General features: G+C 34.1%; 22 protein-coding genes. 20 read left to right on the forward strand and 2 right to left on the reverse strand.

The genetic code is table 11. The features are described from left to right. Nucleotides 1–193: 193 nt before the first annotated feature. On the forward strand, nucleotides 194–511 hold the full coding sequence (locus NADRNF5_RS03040) for a hypothetical protein (RefSeq protein WP_048115603.1): 318 nt from the start codon (nucleotides 194–196) through the stop codon (nucleotides 509–511). Nucleotides 512–750: 239 nt separating this feature from the next. Beyond that, nucleotides 751–1,398, forward strand: a complete 648-nt coding sequence (locus tag NADRNF5_RS03045) for a hypothetical protein (protein ID WP_148313049.1) — start codon at nucleotides 751–753, stop codon at nucleotides 1,396–1,398. Between the two features lie 222 nt (nucleotides 1,399–1,620). Here NADRNF5_RS03045 and NADRNF5_RS11095 read toward each other — a convergent pair whose 3' ends face one another. Beyond that, nucleotides 1,621–1,764 carry a hypothetical protein gene (locus tag NADRNF5_RS11095; protein WP_160289380.1) on the reverse strand — a complete coding sequence of 48 codons (144 nt, stop codon included), beginning with the start codon at nucleotides 1,762–1,764 and terminating at the stop codon, nucleotides 1,621–1,623. 141 nt (nucleotides 1,765–1,905) lie between these two features. Beyond that, nucleotides 1,906–2,031: a hypothetical protein gene (locus NADRNF5_RS11750; protein WP_257719705.1), complete on the reverse strand. Its 126-nt coding sequence runs from the start codon at nucleotides 2,029–2,031 to the stop codon at nucleotides 1,906–1,908. Nucleotides 2,032–2,118: 87 nt separating this feature from the next. Between NADRNF5_RS11750 and NADRNF5_RS11100 the strand changes: the two genes are divergently transcribed. The 18 genes from NADRNF5_RS11100 to NADRNF5_RS03125 all read left to right on the forward strand — a co-directional run bounded on the left by NADRNF5_RS11100 (nucleotide 2,119) and on the right by NADRNF5_RS03125 (nucleotide 13,813). Then, on the forward strand, nucleotides 2,119–2,289 hold the full coding sequence (locus NADRNF5_RS11100) for a hypothetical protein (RefSeq protein WP_160289381.1): 171 nt from the start codon (nucleotides 2,119–2,121) through the stop codon (nucleotides 2,287–2,289). A gap of 282 nt (nucleotides 2,290–2,571) precedes the next feature. Further along, nucleotides 2,572–2,898 (forward strand): helix-turn-helix domain-containing protein, encoded by a 327-nt coding sequence (locus tag NADRNF5_RS03050; protein WP_048115607.1) that lies wholly within the window; start codon nucleotides 2,572–2,574, stop codon nucleotides 2,896–2,898. 79 nt (nucleotides 2,899–2,977) lie between these two features. After that, nucleotides 2,978–3,565 (forward strand): hypothetical protein, encoded by a 588-nt coding sequence (locus tag NADRNF5_RS03055; RefSeq protein ID WP_148313050.1) that lies wholly within the window; start codon nucleotides 2,978–2,980, stop codon nucleotides 3,563–3,565. Nucleotides 3,566–3,567: 2 nt separating this feature from the next. Continuing rightward, the gene (locus NADRNF5_RS03060; RefSeq protein ID WP_148313051.1) at nucleotides 3,568–4,203 is read left to right on the forward strand and encodes a hypothetical protein; all 636 of its coding nucleotides are present in this window, start codon (nucleotides 3,568–3,570) and stop codon (nucleotides 4,201–4,203) included. 317 nt (nucleotides 4,204–4,520) lie between these two features. Further along, the gene (locus NADRNF5_RS11020; protein WP_148313052.1) at nucleotides 4,521–4,727 is read left to right on the forward strand and encodes a hypothetical protein; all 207 of its coding nucleotides are present in this window, start codon (nucleotides 4,521–4,523) and stop codon (nucleotides 4,725–4,727) included. Continuing rightward, nucleotides 4,724–5,119, forward strand: coding sequence for a hypothetical protein (locus tag NADRNF5_RS03065; protein ID WP_048115612.1), 396 nt, complete (start codon nucleotides 4,724–4,726; stop codon nucleotides 5,117–5,119). The genes NADRNF5_RS11020 and NADRNF5_RS03065 overlap by 4 nt, the downstream gene beginning before the upstream one ends. Then, entirely contained in the window at nucleotides 5,119–5,586 is a 468-nt protein-coding gene (locus NADRNF5_RS03070; RefSeq protein ID WP_148313053.1) for a hypothetical protein, read from the forward strand. Before NADRNF5_RS03065 ends, NADRNF5_RS03070 begins: the two co-directional genes overlap by 1 nt. Continuing rightward, nucleotides 5,583–5,951 carry a hypothetical protein gene (locus NADRNF5_RS03075; RefSeq protein ID WP_048115615.1) on the forward strand — a complete coding sequence of 123 codons (369 nt, stop codon included), beginning with the start codon at nucleotides 5,583–5,585 and terminating at the stop codon, nucleotides 5,949–5,951. Before NADRNF5_RS03070 ends, NADRNF5_RS03075 begins: the two co-directional genes overlap by 4 nt. Continuing rightward, nucleotides 5,948–6,376, forward strand: coding sequence for a hypothetical protein (locus tag NADRNF5_RS03080; protein WP_048115617.1), 429 nt, complete (start codon nucleotides 5,948–5,950; stop codon nucleotides 6,374–6,376). The genes NADRNF5_RS03075 and NADRNF5_RS03080 overlap by 4 nt, the downstream gene beginning before the upstream one ends. Further along, nucleotides 6,373–6,561: a hypothetical protein gene (locus NADRNF5_RS03085; protein ID WP_148313054.1), complete on the forward strand. Its 189-nt coding sequence runs from the start codon at nucleotides 6,373–6,375 to the stop codon at nucleotides 6,559–6,561. Before NADRNF5_RS03080 ends, NADRNF5_RS03085 begins: the two co-directional genes overlap by 4 nt. A 6-nt stretch (nucleotides 6,562–6,567) precedes the next feature. Further along, the gene (locus tag NADRNF5_RS11540; RefSeq protein WP_237089324.1) at nucleotides 6,568–7,494 is read left to right on the forward strand and encodes a hypothetical protein; all 927 of its coding nucleotides are present in this window, start codon (nucleotides 6,568–6,570) and stop codon (nucleotides 7,492–7,494) included. Continuing rightward, nucleotides 7,484–7,957, forward strand: coding sequence for a hypothetical protein (locus NADRNF5_RS03095; protein WP_048115623.1), 474 nt, complete (start codon nucleotides 7,484–7,486; stop codon nucleotides 7,955–7,957). Before NADRNF5_RS11540 ends, NADRNF5_RS03095 begins: the two co-directional genes overlap by 11 nt. 27 nt (nucleotides 7,958–7,984) lie before the next feature. Next, nucleotides 7,985–9,181, forward strand: a complete 1,197-nt coding sequence (locus tag NADRNF5_RS03100; protein ID WP_048115625.1) for a hypothetical protein — start codon at nucleotides 7,985–7,987, stop codon at nucleotides 9,179–9,181. Between the two features lie 216 nt (nucleotides 9,182–9,397). Next, a complete protein-coding gene (locus NADRNF5_RS03105) occupies nucleotides 9,398–9,718 on the forward strand; it encodes a hypothetical protein (protein WP_048115630.1) in 321 nt (106 codons plus the stop codon). Between the two features lie 3 nt (nucleotides 9,719–9,721). Continuing rightward, on the forward strand, nucleotides 9,722–10,015 hold the full coding sequence (locus NADRNF5_RS03110) for a hypothetical protein (RefSeq protein WP_048115632.1): 294 nt from the start codon (nucleotides 9,722–9,724) through the stop codon (nucleotides 10,013–10,015). A 63-nt stretch (nucleotides 10,016–10,078) separates the two neighbouring features. Continuing rightward, on the forward strand, nucleotides 10,079–10,357 hold the full coding sequence (locus NADRNF5_RS03115) for a hypothetical protein (protein ID WP_048115634.1): 279 nt from the start codon (nucleotides 10,079–10,081) through the stop codon (nucleotides 10,355–10,357). Nucleotides 10,358–10,897: 540 nt separating this feature from the next. After that, nucleotides 10,898–13,015, forward strand: a complete 2,118-nt coding sequence (locus tag NADRNF5_RS03120; protein ID WP_048115636.1) for a 3-hydroxypropionate--CoA ligase — start codon at nucleotides 10,898–10,900, stop codon at nucleotides 13,013–13,015. A 36-nt stretch (nucleotides 13,016–13,051) separates the two neighbouring features. Then, a complete protein-coding gene (locus tag NADRNF5_RS03125; protein ID WP_048115637.1) occupies nucleotides 13,052–13,813 on the forward strand; it encodes an enoyl-CoA hydratase/isomerase family protein in 762 nt (253 codons plus the stop codon). Nucleotides 13,814–13,816: the final 3 nt, after the last annotated feature.

Consider the following 13,816-nt stretch of genomic DNA (forward strand, 5'->3'; position numbering starts at 1 on the left):
GTAATAAAGAGTAACTAACCATATGTATATCTGATAGCATGTCTTTCACTAGCTGCTATAAATAAAGAATTGTTATTAACTTACTTTAGGTAAGTAACAATGAGAATCACAAACCATACTAACAATCGTCGCTCTCCTACAACCTCCTGTGATTCTTTTTGTCTTACTTTTGATTATACGGGAGGTGAAGTAAATGGAATGTAATGGACCACAATGCTCAGTTTCACAAGTAGAATCACAAAATTCATGTGAATGTCCTTCTTGTACAGGACAAAACCCTGTTGATTTTATCGAATTAACTTGGCACAAAGCAGCAATGGATGCCATCTTGGATGCTAAAAAAGATAGAATCAAAGAAAGAATAGAAAAACATTTGGGTGATGCACTAGATCAAGGTGCAGATGCTGTAGTTGAACATATTCACAAGAAAATATCTGCAGCGATAACTACGGCAGGTAGTGAACAAGAGCTAAAAAACAAACTGTTCTCAATTTTAAAGGAGGCTTGCTAAGCCTTTCCTTTCTTTTTATTTTATACTGTAAGTATGTGGACCTGTCAAGATTTGATTGTTTGGTTATATTATGACTTAACATTTATTATGATAATAACATATGCAGGTAATACTTGTTAAAAATCACTTTCAATAAACTTTCCACATTGCTTACGATCTCAATGTTAATTGTTTTCATTTCAACCCCTAATGATGCCTATGCATGCAGCATAACTGACCTAAAATCGTGTGTTAAGGATGTGGTCAAAGAAGTAGTTGATCCACTAATCAAAGGAATTGATGATGATATTGGAAAAGTAAAGGGTGATATTTCCACGCTTGATGCTGACATGAAAAAAGACATCGGTGATGTAAAAGGGGAGATATCTTCCCTTGAAGGTGATATCACAAAAGATATTGGCACTGTGATTAAAGATGTTGAAAAAGTTGAATCTAAAGTCGAATCAATAGAGTCATCCATTGGAAAAGACTTCTCAAGTGTCATATCCGACATAAAGTCCGATGTGACAAAAATCGAGCAAGACACTGAGAATCTGGAAAAGACAGTCATAAATGACATCAAAGAAGATGTGAATGAAATTAAAAATGACATTAAAGAGATTGAAAAAGTCGTAGCATCAGTTGAGCGAATAGAACAGAAAATAGTTCATTTCATTGAGAATGTGGCCGAGAACTTTTGGGATGATCTTAAAAGAGATCTTGGATATGTCCTTTATGGAATCATTGCAGTTGTTGTAGGATATGTAATAATTCGAATAATTCAGTTTGCCCTATGGTTGCACGCATACTTGAGAAATGACGGTGTTGAATCAAACACCAAAAAAATTGTCAGTCAAAATGAACAGATAATTGAATTGCTAGAAAAAATTTCAAAAGGTAGATCATGAGTTCAAAAAGAATTCAATGTGATATTTGTGGAATATGGTTACAGGGGGAAGGCTTTCTTGCAAGACACGTTAAAGCATTACATCAAAATGCAAAAATCATACCATGATGTTTTATTTCTGTAATATTTGTGCACAGTTCAATTTAGAACTGTTTTCTCTAAATAATTCTATAATGTTGAAAAATATCTTTAAGTTAGCTCCATAGTGTGATGTGTTCATGTCCTATGATCTTTCTCTTCTTTTGTTGCCATCATTCATTGCAGCATTTCTTGTTTCAGGAATATCTGTAGTTTTTGTAAGAAAAACAAGTTCATCCAAATTTCTTAAATCTGTTTTTCTAATTACTGTCTGGATAATTTCATTCATGTCTGTTTTCTTGTTTTTTACTAGTGGGTTTCCAATTGTTTGATTTTTTGTAATTTTATTATGGTGTGTGGACCTATCGAGGTTTGCTATTAGTGGAACTGTTGAGATTCATTAATGAATTATCTTCAAATCTAACACTTGTTAGATCTTTTCTATCGTAATTTTTACTTGCTCGCCTTCAAACGTAGAAATTTTATCATGCATTCTTTTTGGGATAACAATTACTCTCATTTCCCCTTGATGAGCAATTGTTGCAACAAATTGCATGGTATCGGCCACATTACTTTGTGAAATTATATCTAATTATATTACACTATATTAATATAGTATAATATAGTATACTATATTAAAATCATGACTAAAAAAGTAGAAAATACACCTAAACTATCATGGCATGAGGAAATCATCAAAGCTCAGCTAGGTCAATGGATTGTAGACTTACAGAAAAAGGCAGAACTAGAATCAAGATTACAAAAGGCATTTGAGAATTCCAAGAGTCATGTTTCATCACTAAGTCAAATGTAAATTTATTTGAATAAATCCTGTCTAAATTTTTATTAATATCATAAGTTATTATATTATTGGAAGCTGGATGCACAATATCATCATCGATTATTCTCGTCCCAAACACCCCTTACTTTACAAGGATAATTTATCTGGCTTCCAAAATTTTATTCCAGTATTGTAGAATTACCAATACATTATAACAAAAATAATACAATGTACTGATCTATGTTTTCCATAGGATACATCAGTAATGTTTTAAATGCCCAAAAATTAGAAAATAATAGGTTATGAGGATAATAAATGGAGAAAAAAGTTAGTGTTGATATAAAAGAGATAGATGCTGTGAGCTGGCAAGTGGTAGAAAGAATATTACTAATATTTTATGAACAAGGCTCACTTAAAAAATCCCAGATTGCCATGAAATCTGGTTTAAAATATACTACGTGCATGCGTTATCTAAAATGGTTAAATGAAAAGATGGATTTTATAGCCTTTGAATTAAGTAGTGATAATAGACAAATACAGTCAATACAACTCACATCACAAGGAATTTCTTTTTGTAAAAATAAAATTTTTGAAAAATATAATGTTGATGTAAAAAAGAACAACGGACAACTTTTTGCTTAAAAATATTACGTACCGATCAGCACGTCTCCAACGGTGCGTTTGTCTTATTAGCAATTTCCAAACTTGGGAATATAATAACATGAATACGATACAAATAATGACTGTGGTAACTTCAATTGCGTTATTAGGTGGATTAACTGTAATCCCAAACGTTTCTGCACACACATCTGGTAATTCAGGTCTATTATCTAACAACCAACAAATTTGTTATAGTGTTAGTGGACTGAATTTAGTTGAACTTAATGGAAATACAAACCAAGGCTCAACGATAAAAACTCATGCAATAAATGGAATGAATGATGTCAACAGTATGACTGATTTCAATGTATCTGAGAGAACCAGTTGTTCAGGTGGAACATATAGTTGGGTAACAAGCACCTATCTCGCTAATGCAAACGACAAAGCAACCACTACTCCGATAATTTCTGGTTCTGTAAAGTACATAATGTTTAGTAACAATGCAGATGCAAACATGATTAATTCAGGCTCATGTCAATGGTATCAAAATGATAACATCGAATATGTAGCTAATCATGAATTTGGACATTATGCGGGATTAATTCATCAGTCTGGCTCAACTAGTCATACAATGATGCACACGTCTTGCGATACAGGATATGCAATAATTAGGTCTGGAGATATCTCTCAGATCAATGGATGGTATTGAAAATGAAATATAAAATATTCTCATTGGCTGCCATTGTTGCAGTAGTAGCTGTCAGTGGTATATTCTTTGCAAACTTTGAAAACGAAAAAGTTTCAGAACAAATATCCACAACTGAATACATTCCAAGTGATATGGGACAGTATTTCCCAGATTACGAAGTAACTCATTCCCATGCCTCCTATGGCTCGATAGATATGAAAGACCTCAAAAAAGATGTTAAATATTCTATCCAAGGAACTGTTGTTGCAATAAGTGATATCCTCTATTGGGATGGTGTAAACAAAGATGATGAAGCTTTTGATAACATCGATCTTCAAACTATCAAAGTTGAAGTTGATGTTAAAGTAGACAAAGCTTCTAAATCAGATAAAACCATCAAAAAAGGCGATATCATAACCATAACTATCCAAGGTTTCAAGTCAGGAGATCAAATCTCATTCACTAGTGATGATCAATATCAAATCGGTGATGAAATAATTGTTCATCTTGGTGAAGACACGAGTGGAATAGTTGGTGAGGATGTAAAATTCTCAATTGCAGGTGGCCACACAAAATACAAAATTCAAAATGATAAAGCCTACAACGATGATAACGTTAAAGGTAAACCTATAAAAGAAATATTGGATCAATCCCAATAATCTTTTTTCTTTTTTTATTTTGAATAAAATAATTCTGTTGTTTTTTGCTATTTCCTTTGTTTTAACAAATGTATATGCTGTTCCATCTGATGTTGAAATTTATTGTCCCGCTACACATATTGCAGTAGATGGCAAATGCCAACCTGTAAATTTTACTAATCCCTATCATGTCAAATGATAAATCTGAATCTTGGGAACAACTACTGGGATTGTCATGGACTATTCTTGATGAAGAATAATCTCTAAAGATTAGACTCGTGATGAATAATACCTTCATATAGTAAGTACAATTGTGTTTTTCTAATTGGTAAATAATAATGGGACAAATCAATTGCAAAAACAAATGTAACACACACGAATCCATCTCAAAGCATAGAGCCTATGAGGAAGGTGGATGCTTTTGCAAAAACTGTGACTATTATTTCAAGGAAAAATTCTTGAGATGCCCATGCTGTAACACTAGAGTTCGCTATTCCACGCGCTCAAATAAGCGAAAATTAGAGTCTGAAATTGCAAGAATATGAAAACTAAATTTTTGATTGTTCTTGTATTGATTTCTGTAGCGGTAATTTCTGGGACTCTTTTTGTCATGAATTCTAATCTGATTCTACATCTGATGTATTCTGATCAGTATCTACTTGAGACTGCAATGAAAAATGAAATTGTGCAAGAGTTTGTCAATATGTATCCTGAAAACAAAATAAGATATGTGAAAGTGTTGGATCAGGAACCTGCAATAGTTTTTGAAATGATTTATGATCAAAAGATGGCATTTTTGGCAGTTGGAAGTTTTCAGAATGACAATCTGGAATTTATGTACAAATGCTTTTCTTATGATTATAGAACAACATTTTTTGAGTTAAATGGTATACAATATGAAAAACAAGTACGAGACAATCCTTGTTGGGAAATATGATGAAAACTAGACTATTGTTGATCGGATTGTTCATTACGACAATTATTCTTCCCGCAATGGCACAAGAATCCAATCTTGTAGGGGGCGGTTCAGTAAATTTGGATTCTGAATTGGCACCAAGCTTTTCACAAGATTTTGTATGGTACAAATTTCTGATTCCATTAATTATTCCGATAATTATCATATTCTCATTGTTTATTGGAACCTTTTTTGTTCTAAAACTCAAAAAAATTTCTAGCAGGCCATACTTGTCTTTGGAATTGGCAGGTCTACTGTTGTTTTTTGGGATACCAAACCTTGTTTCTTCTTTAGGTTTTTTGCCAATACTCATATCACAACCCGAGCAAATCAGGCCATACATCTTTGAGCAAATTTTTGTTGCCTTGTGGGTACCAATAGTTACATTGTCTGTTGCAGGAATCTTGTTGTACAGATCCTCTGTTCTTAGGAAGTTGATTAAAAAATGAAAACTAGATACAAAATAATTTTGATTTCATTTATTGCCGTTATACTGTTTTACACAACCATAGTGACATATGCTACAAATCCATTTGACGTCTTTAACCTTAACAGTATTTTTTATTTCCCTGGAATTGTAAAACAGCTTGTTGCTAATGAGGGAAATGGAATTATTTGTACTGATGCTTGTGGGCCCTGTAGTGCGTGGGGCTATGAATACATCTTGATTGATGGACAATGTGTGTTGCCTAGTGTGGAATCCTGTAAATTACTAGATGCACCAGGTGAGTGGGCATTTGATGAATGGACATGTAAGCCTGTTTGTAAGAATGCATATCAAGAGAATTGCGCAACTGTTGGAGATAGAAAATGAAAACTAGATACAAAATACCAATTATTGTAGGAATAGTTATTTTGATAGGTTTTGTCGCTATTGTAATAGCCCCAGTTTTCTTGATGATTGTCTCTAATGCACTTGCTGGTTTTATAATGTCAAATACTTCAGATGAAACATTTGAAGAGGATTTTGCAAAAATTCCAGAAGTGAAATTCTTTATTGAAAAATATCCAAATCATTCTACATCTCATTCTGGAGATTTTCTAGGATGGAAGGTAATTTTTTATGATTCAAAAGCAGGTAATGAAAGCGCTATTAGTTTGCATGTAAAGAAGAGTGTATTGCATCAGGGCGTAAAGATTAGTGCAGGATGTAACAACAGTAATTCTAGTTTTGCATATGATATTCCACAAGAACAAGTCATGGATTACCTAAAAAATGACAAGTGTTTAAAAAAATGAAAACTAGATACAAAGTCATCATTACGGGTTCGGTAATTTTTGCAGTTTGGATAGGTGTCTCTGTTACGGGAATTTGTATTTTTGTTGATGGAGAAACTCCTGACTGGTTAGGTTCTCAAAATGGATGTGGCCCTTACCTAACATATGAAATTCAAAAATATTTTGGAATTCTTTGGTATGATTGATTGAAAATGAAAACTAGAATTTTGATAATTATTGGAATTGCCATTTCATTTACTATCGCTTTTTTTGTTTTGGGTCCATCGCAAGGCCATATTGCTGAATATTTTCTAACTGATGAGCAGTTTGAGGACATGATTTTGAATACTGACAACACTGATAGATATTTGACATATGACGAATCAAAGACTTGTCCTGATGGACAAAATTACAATCAAGTACTGTTCAAATGTGTCGTCTCTTGTGAAGGTGATTTGGTGTACAACGGTAATACTGATTCTTGTACTACTCACTTTGAGCGAAAATATCATGGATTCTGCAATGAGGGATTAACATACAGTCCATCATTGCATGTTTGTTTGGGTGATGATTCTGATGTTCAAATCCCTCCACTAAAAGATCCTCCGAGAACTGCACCACCCGAACCAATTCCAACACTTGAATCTAAAATTATGAAAAAAGCTGAAGAATTAGGGATAACCAACATAATGAAAGCAGTTGATTCTAAAGAACTAAGTTATGATGAGAAAAAAGACTACATAAAAATTCGATATGAAGAATCTCCAGGACAAATTCCATCATTAAACATTAGGATCAAAGATTTTACTAGAAATCTGGAATATGGAGAACGACCCACATTCACTGTAATTGAAACAGGATATGCTAATCCATGCACGCATCCCAAACTGGAAGTATACCATCTAAAACAAGAAATTGGTAATGACCACACATCTAATGATCTAGTTTATGAGGATAGGATTGTGTATTCTTGTCCGTTCTTTGATTCTTTTTACCCTGTTTTGAAATTCTGGGATGAAACAGATTTTGATCCGTTCCCTGTATGTGAAAAAGAAGGACGGTATCTTGTAGTGGGAGATTCAGGTTATGAAAGGATGCCATTAGAAGAATACTATTGTGGAATAGAAAATGAAAACTAGATTATTGATAATTATTGGACTTGTTTTGGTTGTTGGAACAATGCTTGCAGTTCTGGTAAACCATCACAATTCAATTCGTGAATACGAATCAAACAATACTCCAGACCAACTAAGAGGAATCTTTGGCAACTGTGCATGTCAGGAAAAACAAAACCCTGACACAAACATGTTGTGCACTCAACCCTTCATCGACTGGGAGAACTCTACGCATTACATTGACAACAACATTTGTAAATTCATAACCTTAGAAGAACATCAAAGTAAACCCTCTGATGAAAACCGATATTTTTTCAAAGTAGGTGATTTGTTTTATTGGCAGAATTTACAGACAGGTGAAACAATATCTCCCTTAGGAACATTTACTGCCATAATTGTGAGTAGTCTTGGACCAATCCTTATTGTATTGTTTATTGTAATTTATGCAGTTAAAAAAAGAATGAAGAAAAGCATTGAGGAACGCTAAAAAATACTAGGTTGTTGTATTGCTTTGATGTCCAGTGATAACTCCATAACCTTTAGATCATTTTCTCTTGAAAAAGACGATCATTGCAAAACCATAATCAAAATAGAGCCTGAATATATGGAAAAACTGGGAATAAACGAGGGTGACATTGTCCAAATTACAGGGACCGATAAAGCATTTGCATTTTGCTTTTCAGCAACCTCACAAGAGATTGAAAAAACAAAATCTCAAGAAATTCCAATTGAATATCTAAATCCCTCCCACAAAGAAAACGTTTACCCTAAAATGATATTGAGTGGACTTGTAGCCAGCAATGCTTGCCCTTCCAACCGCATGAGACTAGTAAAATTAGAAAAACTAACTGAAAATTTCAAGGATACAATTCCGGAGGCCAATGTGATCACTTTGGGTACGATGGAATTTGCAGAAAAAACAATGCCCAAGTATAAAGACAACATTGATTTTTCTTCATTATTTGGAAGATTGGTAAAAAAGAAAGAAAGGATAAGCACATCATTTTTGCAAGATTTTGCTCATAAACACCAACAAACTTCCAGAGGTGGGCATTCCCATCCTCCAAAGTTTTCATCTCTAATTGTTGATGCAAAACCTGAAAACAAAGAGTTTTGGATAATTACAAAAAATACAAAATTTGAATTCCAAAATGTTTCAATGAGTGAATTTAGAGGCAAAGCACCAAAACCCGAATCCCTGTCACTTCTTAGAGTGATTCCAATTGTAGAAAAATTACATTTGCATGATACTGACATTGCATTTTCTTCACTTGAAGTTTTTGAAAATAATATGAAGCTAAGTTGGTATACTCACCAACGAACCAAACTTCCAGATTATCTTCTTTCAAATCCATCAAAATTCAATGACATGAATATGCGTGTAGATAGTCCAGAATTAACAATTCAAATCAAAGATGATTTGGGTAATGTACATTCGGATGGACATTCTGGTGGCGGAGGAGGAAGTAGTGGCCCTGATCCTACAACAAATGAAATGGTATCTGATTATTCTGGTGAATTCAGATTTTTTTCTACATTGGATTCCAATGCAAAAGAAATTACTATTATTATTAATGAAATAGCATGGGTAAAAAGAGAACGTCTAAAAGATCCTCCACCATCAATTCCACCAAATATGGGAACCCTGTCAGAATCTAATCCCAAACTCTCTGTTTTAGAGGGACCATGGGAATTCAAAATAACTCTATGATCATCTCCTATTCCTAGAATAAAATTATACCAAAATAGTGCAAAATCTAAACGCCTGACTATACTCCTCGCGTCATTCCCGGTGGGACAAATTTGAACCGCAAACAATTTTCTTATACCAAATCTATTGAAATTTGAACCAAAGATTCGAATACTTTATGACTATCATATGAAACACCAAATTCAACTGTCTTGCAATGATTAAGAGTAGTAATGAATGGTTGATTACATTAGGAATGGAGATGAAAAGGTCTTGTTTGTTTTAATTATATATGGAATTATCGGATACTTGTTTTTCAAATATTTGTGGCCAATGCTAAATAGTAATGATCCTGAGAAAAAACCAAAGGACCTATACAAATTCTATGAAAAGCATCCAAAACTTTTGGTATTGACAATAATTTTTGCATTGCTTGGAATTAACGAAGCAATCAGCATGCTTGGTGGAATTTTTGAATTTATTTTTGTCCCATGCTATCCTGATTCAGGAACAATCAGCATCTCTTGTTGGATAAAAGACGGTTTAGGATTTGTTTAATTTATGAACAACAAAATAACAAAAATTGGTTGTTCTGTAGGTGTTGGCATTCACTTGTTTTTTCTGAGCACCATCTTTATGGTGGGAGAAGGGATTCTTTTTGGCATACGATTCTTTGATGAAGTAATTCGAGTGTTTACTGGAGTTGAGATTCTTATTTCAATAATTTCTGTGATTTTGATTTTCAAAGATAAACCGATTGGATTTGTCTTATTGGCAATATCTGTTCTAAGTACATATGTTATCCAATTTGGGCATCGCATGTTTTTGTGGCCATGTGAATATTGTGGGCTGTAAGTCTAAACCTGTTAGGATTTGAGCTAAAAAGGATAAAAGGAAATTTTACCATATAATGTGAAAATGCCACAATCCACATCAGACATTCTAAGAAAGACAATCAGAAAGGAACTATCTCAAGGTGCAGATTACTCCACTACTGCCAAAAGAAATGAGTTTCATGAGGATTTCCTATATTCACACCCTGATGTAGAATGTGATAGGACGTTAATTGTCAAAATCTTCAAAGAAATCTATGAGGAACGTGGTACAGACCTGTATTCAGTGGGACTATCTCGAAAAAAGAAGTACAACGTAAAACTTGCAGAGCAACTAAAACAACAACGCAAAAACCAACAATAATACTGAATTTTTTGTATCTCTTCGTAATACCTAAAACGCCATTTTAGGTGTGCGAAGTATAGCTAGCTATCGTTTTTGGGCAAAAAAGCTATGAAATAACATAGATATCAAAAGACATAGCTAAGATACCTCTATGATATAGCGCACGAAATAACAGCTATATAGCGCACGAAATTGCGACATAGCTATCAAAATTGGCGATATAGCAAAACATAGTGCGTAACAGACATTTTTGTAGAAAATTTTGCTATATCTTGATACAAAAAATGATAGCATTTGATACTGCGTAACAAGAAAAAGCTATGTTTCGTACACCTAGTTAGGTGTGCGAAGTATGGTACTTTGATGATGTGACTTGGTGAAAAAAATAATCGACCCTTTTTTATCATGTTTAGTTGATACTTCTATGTCGATTATCCCTATCTTTACAAGAGCATATAGCGATCAGAAATTTCGTTTTTTAGGTATCAAATATCACGAATTGAATTTTGTCAAATTAATTAAATTAATATACTTAGATTTGATTTCATCGATCGAACGATGACTGCAGTGAAGAAAATTTTTGAAGAAATTATTCAAACAGATCACAAAGTTATCACTGAAGAATCATCAAAATCTATTCTCAAAACTTATGGAGTTAAAGTTCCACCTTATGCACTAGCTACTTCTGCTGATGAGGCAGCAAAGCAGGCAAAAAAAATTGGATTTCCTCTGGTAATGAAAGTTGTATCTCCACAAATTTTACACAAGACTGATGTTGGTGGAGTAAAAGTTGGAATTGATAATGTCAATGATGTGAAAAAGACATTCAATGACATGTATGGTCGTCTTTCAAAAAAGAAAGGTGTTGAGGTAAAAGGAATTCTTTTGGAAAAGATGGTTCCAAAAGGAGTTGAACTAATTGTAGGTATTCAGAATGATCCACAATTTGGCCCAATGATAATGGCTGGATTGGGAGGAGTAATGACTGAAGTTTTCAAAGATGTTGCATTTAGAATGCTGCCAATCACCACATCTGATGCAAAATCAATGATAAACGAACTCAAAGGTTCCAAACTTCTCAAAGGCTTCAGGGGAAGTGAGCCAGTTGATCTTAACATGGTCGCAAAAATGTTAGTAAACATTGGAAAATTAGGCGTAGAAAATGCCGATTACATTAACAGTATTGACTTTAACCCAGTAATTGTTTATCCAAAATCACACTATGTAGTTGATGCAAAAATTATTCTTAATGACAAATTAAAAAAGAATTCAATCTCAAAAGCAAAACCAAACATTGCATCAATGGAGACATTCTTTACTCCAAAGTCTGTCGCACTAGTTGGAGCATCTTCAACACCAGGAAAGATTGGTAATTCTGTTTTAGATGCACTTGGAAAACAAGATTACAAAGGCAAAGTATATCCAATTAACCCTAAACAAAAATCAATTCTGGGAATCAAATGTTATCCTTCATTAGAAGAAATTCCTGACAAAGTTGATCTTGTTGTTGTTTGTGTTGATCTTTCATTATGTGGTCCAATTATGAAGACTTGTGCAAAGAAAGGAATTCACAATGTTGTAATCGTTTCAGGTGGAGGCAAAGAGCTTGGTGGTGACAGAGCCGCTATGGAAGCTGAAGTAAAAGAATTATCACTAAAACACAAAATCCGTGTAATCGGTCCAAATTGTATTGGTATGTTTAATGCTGCAAATCGTCTTGATTGCGCATTCCAAGGACAGGAAAGAATGGTACGTTCAAAATTAGGTAATGTTGCATTCTTCTCTCAAAGTGGAACTATGGGAATTAGTATGTTAGAAAGTGCAGATGTATTTGGTTTATCCAAGATGATTAGTTTTGGTAATCGTTCTGATGTTGATGAAGCAGATATGATTTGGTATGCTGCAAATGATCCTCAAACTAAAGTAATTGGATTGTATGTAGAAGGATTTGGCGATGGTAGAAAATTCATCAATACTGCTAAACGTGTAATGAAAGAAATGAAGAAACCTATAGTAATTTGGAAGAGTGGAAGAACTGCTGCAGGTGCTAAACAAGCTGCATCCCATACAGGCTCACTAGGAGGCTCAAATGCAATGATCATGGGTGCTTTCAAACAAGCAGGAATTATTTCAGTTGATAGTTATCAAGAATTAGTTGGGGCTCTAAAGGCATTAGCATGGCAACCCGCTGCAAAAGGTAACCGTGTTGCAATGACTAGTAATGGTGCTGGTCCAATGATTGGTGGAATTGATCAATTAGAAAGATTAGGTCTTACAATAGGAAAAATGTCTCCACCAATTCTCAAAAAAATAAAGGCTCGTTTCCCACCAACTGTTCCAATTCACAATGGTAATCCCGCAGATGTTGGTGGTGGCGCAACTGCTGATGATTATAGATTTGTCATTCAACAATTCCTTGATGAAAAGAATATTGATATTGCAATGCCATGGTTTGTCTTTCAAGATGATCCACTTGAAGAAACAATTGTTGGTTTCTTAGATGATCTCTCAAAGAAAAAGAAGAAACCTATTTTGGCTGGAGGAAATGGTGGACCATATACTGAAAAAATGATAAAATTGATTGAGAAGCATAATGTTCCAGTTTACCAGGATCTCAGAACTTGGGTTGCAGCTGCATCCGCATTAGCCCAATGGGGCAAAGTTCTCGGAAAATAGAGAACATTTAATTCCCATACCTATTGCCAAATTAACATGTCACTAGTTACCACATCTACTTCTGATGGCATTTGTACTGTCAAAATTAACAGACCTGACAAACTCAATGCTATGAATACAGATGTTGCAAAAGAACTAATCAAAACTTTTGAAGAACTAAATCATGATGATAATGTAAAAGTTATCATTTTGACTGGTGAAGGAGAAAAGGCATTTTCTGCAGGTGCAGATATTGAATACATGTCAAAAATCTCTGCAGACGAATCAGTTGAATATGCAAAGACTGGTCAACTTGTAACTTCAACTGTTGAATTAGTAAAACAACCAACTATTGCTGCCGTTAATGGTTTTGCTTTAGGTGGAGGTTGCGAACTTGCAATGTCATGTGATATTAGAATAGCAGCAGATACTGCTAGACTAGGTCAACCAGAAGTAACAATTGGAGTTCCACCTGGATGGGGAGGGACTCAACGATTAATGCGAATTGTGGGAATAGCAAAAGCAAAAGAACTTGTTTACACAGGTAAAATGATCAAAGCAGATGAAGCAAAAGAAATAGGTCTTGTAAACCATGTAGTTCCTCTTGCATCATTACAAGAAGAAGCTTTGAAAATGGCACAACAAATAGCTGGAAACTCTACAATGGGTGTTCAAATGTCTAAAGTTGCAATTAACAAAGGACGAAATGCAGATCTTGATACTGGTCTTGGCCTTGAAATACTTGCATGGAGAAATTGTTTCACTCATCCTGATAGAGAAGAACGAATGACAGCATTTGTTAACAAGTCAAAGAAATAGTTA

It is taken from the genome of Nitrosopumilus adriaticus (assembly GCF_000956175.1).
Classification (GTDB): domain Archaea; phylum Thermoproteota; class Nitrososphaeria; order Nitrososphaerales; family Nitrosopumilaceae; genus Nitrosopumilus; species Nitrosopumilus adriaticus.

Bases quoted from the DNA above. Each gene is read 5' to 3' on its own strand.
- NADRNF5_RS03060 (WP_148313051.1), top strand. From the start codon at position 3,568: ATGAAATATAAAATATTCTCATTGGCTGCCATTGTTGCAGTAGTAGCT.
- NADRNF5_RS03100 (WP_048115625.1), top strand. From the start codon at position 7,985: ATGTCCAGTGATAACTCCATAACCTTTAGATCATTTTCTCTTGAAAAA.
- NADRNF5_RS03065 (WP_048115612.1), top strand. From the start codon at position 4,724: ATGAAAACTAAATTTTTGATTGTTCTTGTATTGATTTCTGTAGCGGTA.
- NADRNF5_RS03110 (WP_048115632.1), top strand. From the start codon at position 9,722: ATGAACAACAAAATAACAAAAATTGGTTGTTCTGTAGGTGTTGGCATT.
- NADRNF5_RS03115 (WP_048115634.1), top strand. From the start codon at position 10,079: ATGCCACAATCCACATCAGACATTCTAAGAAAGACAATCAGAAAGGAA.
- NADRNF5_RS03075 (WP_048115615.1), top strand. From the start codon at position 5,583: ATGAAAACTAGATACAAAATAATTTTGATTTCATTTATTGCCGTTATA.
- NADRNF5_RS03070 (WP_148313053.1), top strand. From the start codon at position 5,119: ATGAAAACTAGACTATTGTTGATCGGATTGTTCATTACGACAATTATT.
- NADRNF5_RS03050 (WP_048115607.1), top strand. From the start codon at position 2,572: ATGGAGAAAAAAGTTAGTGTTGATATAAAAGAGATAGATGCTGTGAGC.
- NADRNF5_RS11095 (WP_160289380.1), bottom strand. From the start codon at position 1,764: ATGAATGAAATTATCCAGACAGTAATTAGAAAAACAGATTTAAGAAAT.
- NADRNF5_RS03055 (WP_148313050.1), top strand. From the start codon at position 2,978: ATGAATACGATACAAATAATGACTGTGGTAACTTCAATTGCGTTATTA.
- NADRNF5_RS11100 (WP_160289381.1), top strand. From the start codon at position 2,119: ATGACTAAAAAAGTAGAAAATACACCTAAACTATCATGGCATGAGGAA.
- NADRNF5_RS11540 (WP_237089324.1), top strand. From the start codon at position 6,568: ATGAAAACTAGAATTTTGATAATTATTGGAATTGCCATTTCATTTACT.
- NADRNF5_RS03125 (WP_048115637.1), top strand. From the start codon at position 13,052: ATGTCACTAGTTACCACATCTACTTCTGATGGCATTTGTACTGTCAAA.
- NADRNF5_RS11020 (WP_148313052.1), top strand. From the start codon at position 4,521: ATGGGACAAATCAATTGCAAAAACAAATGTAACACACACGAATCCATC.
- NADRNF5_RS03040 (WP_048115603.1), top strand. From the start codon at position 194: ATGGAATGTAATGGACCACAATGCTCAGTTTCACAAGTAGAATCACAA.
- NADRNF5_RS11750 (WP_257719705.1), bottom strand. From the start codon at position 2,031: ATGCAATTTGTTGCAACAATTGCTCATCAAGGGGAAATGAGAGTAATT.
- NADRNF5_RS03105 (WP_048115630.1), top strand. From the start codon at position 9,398: ATGGTTGATTACATTAGGAATGGAGATGAAAAGGTCTTGTTTGTTTTA.
- NADRNF5_RS03120 (WP_048115636.1), top strand. From the start codon at position 10,898: ATGACTGCAGTGAAGAAAATTTTTGAAGAAATTATTCAAACAGATCAC.
- NADRNF5_RS03080 (WP_048115617.1), top strand. From the start codon at position 5,948: ATGAAAACTAGATACAAAATACCAATTATTGTAGGAATAGTTATTTTG.
- NADRNF5_RS03085 (WP_148313054.1), top strand. From the start codon at position 6,373: ATGAAAACTAGATACAAAGTCATCATTACGGGTTCGGTAATTTTTGCA.
- NADRNF5_RS03095 (WP_048115623.1), top strand. From the start codon at position 7,484: ATGAAAACTAGATTATTGATAATTATTGGACTTGTTTTGGTTGTTGGA.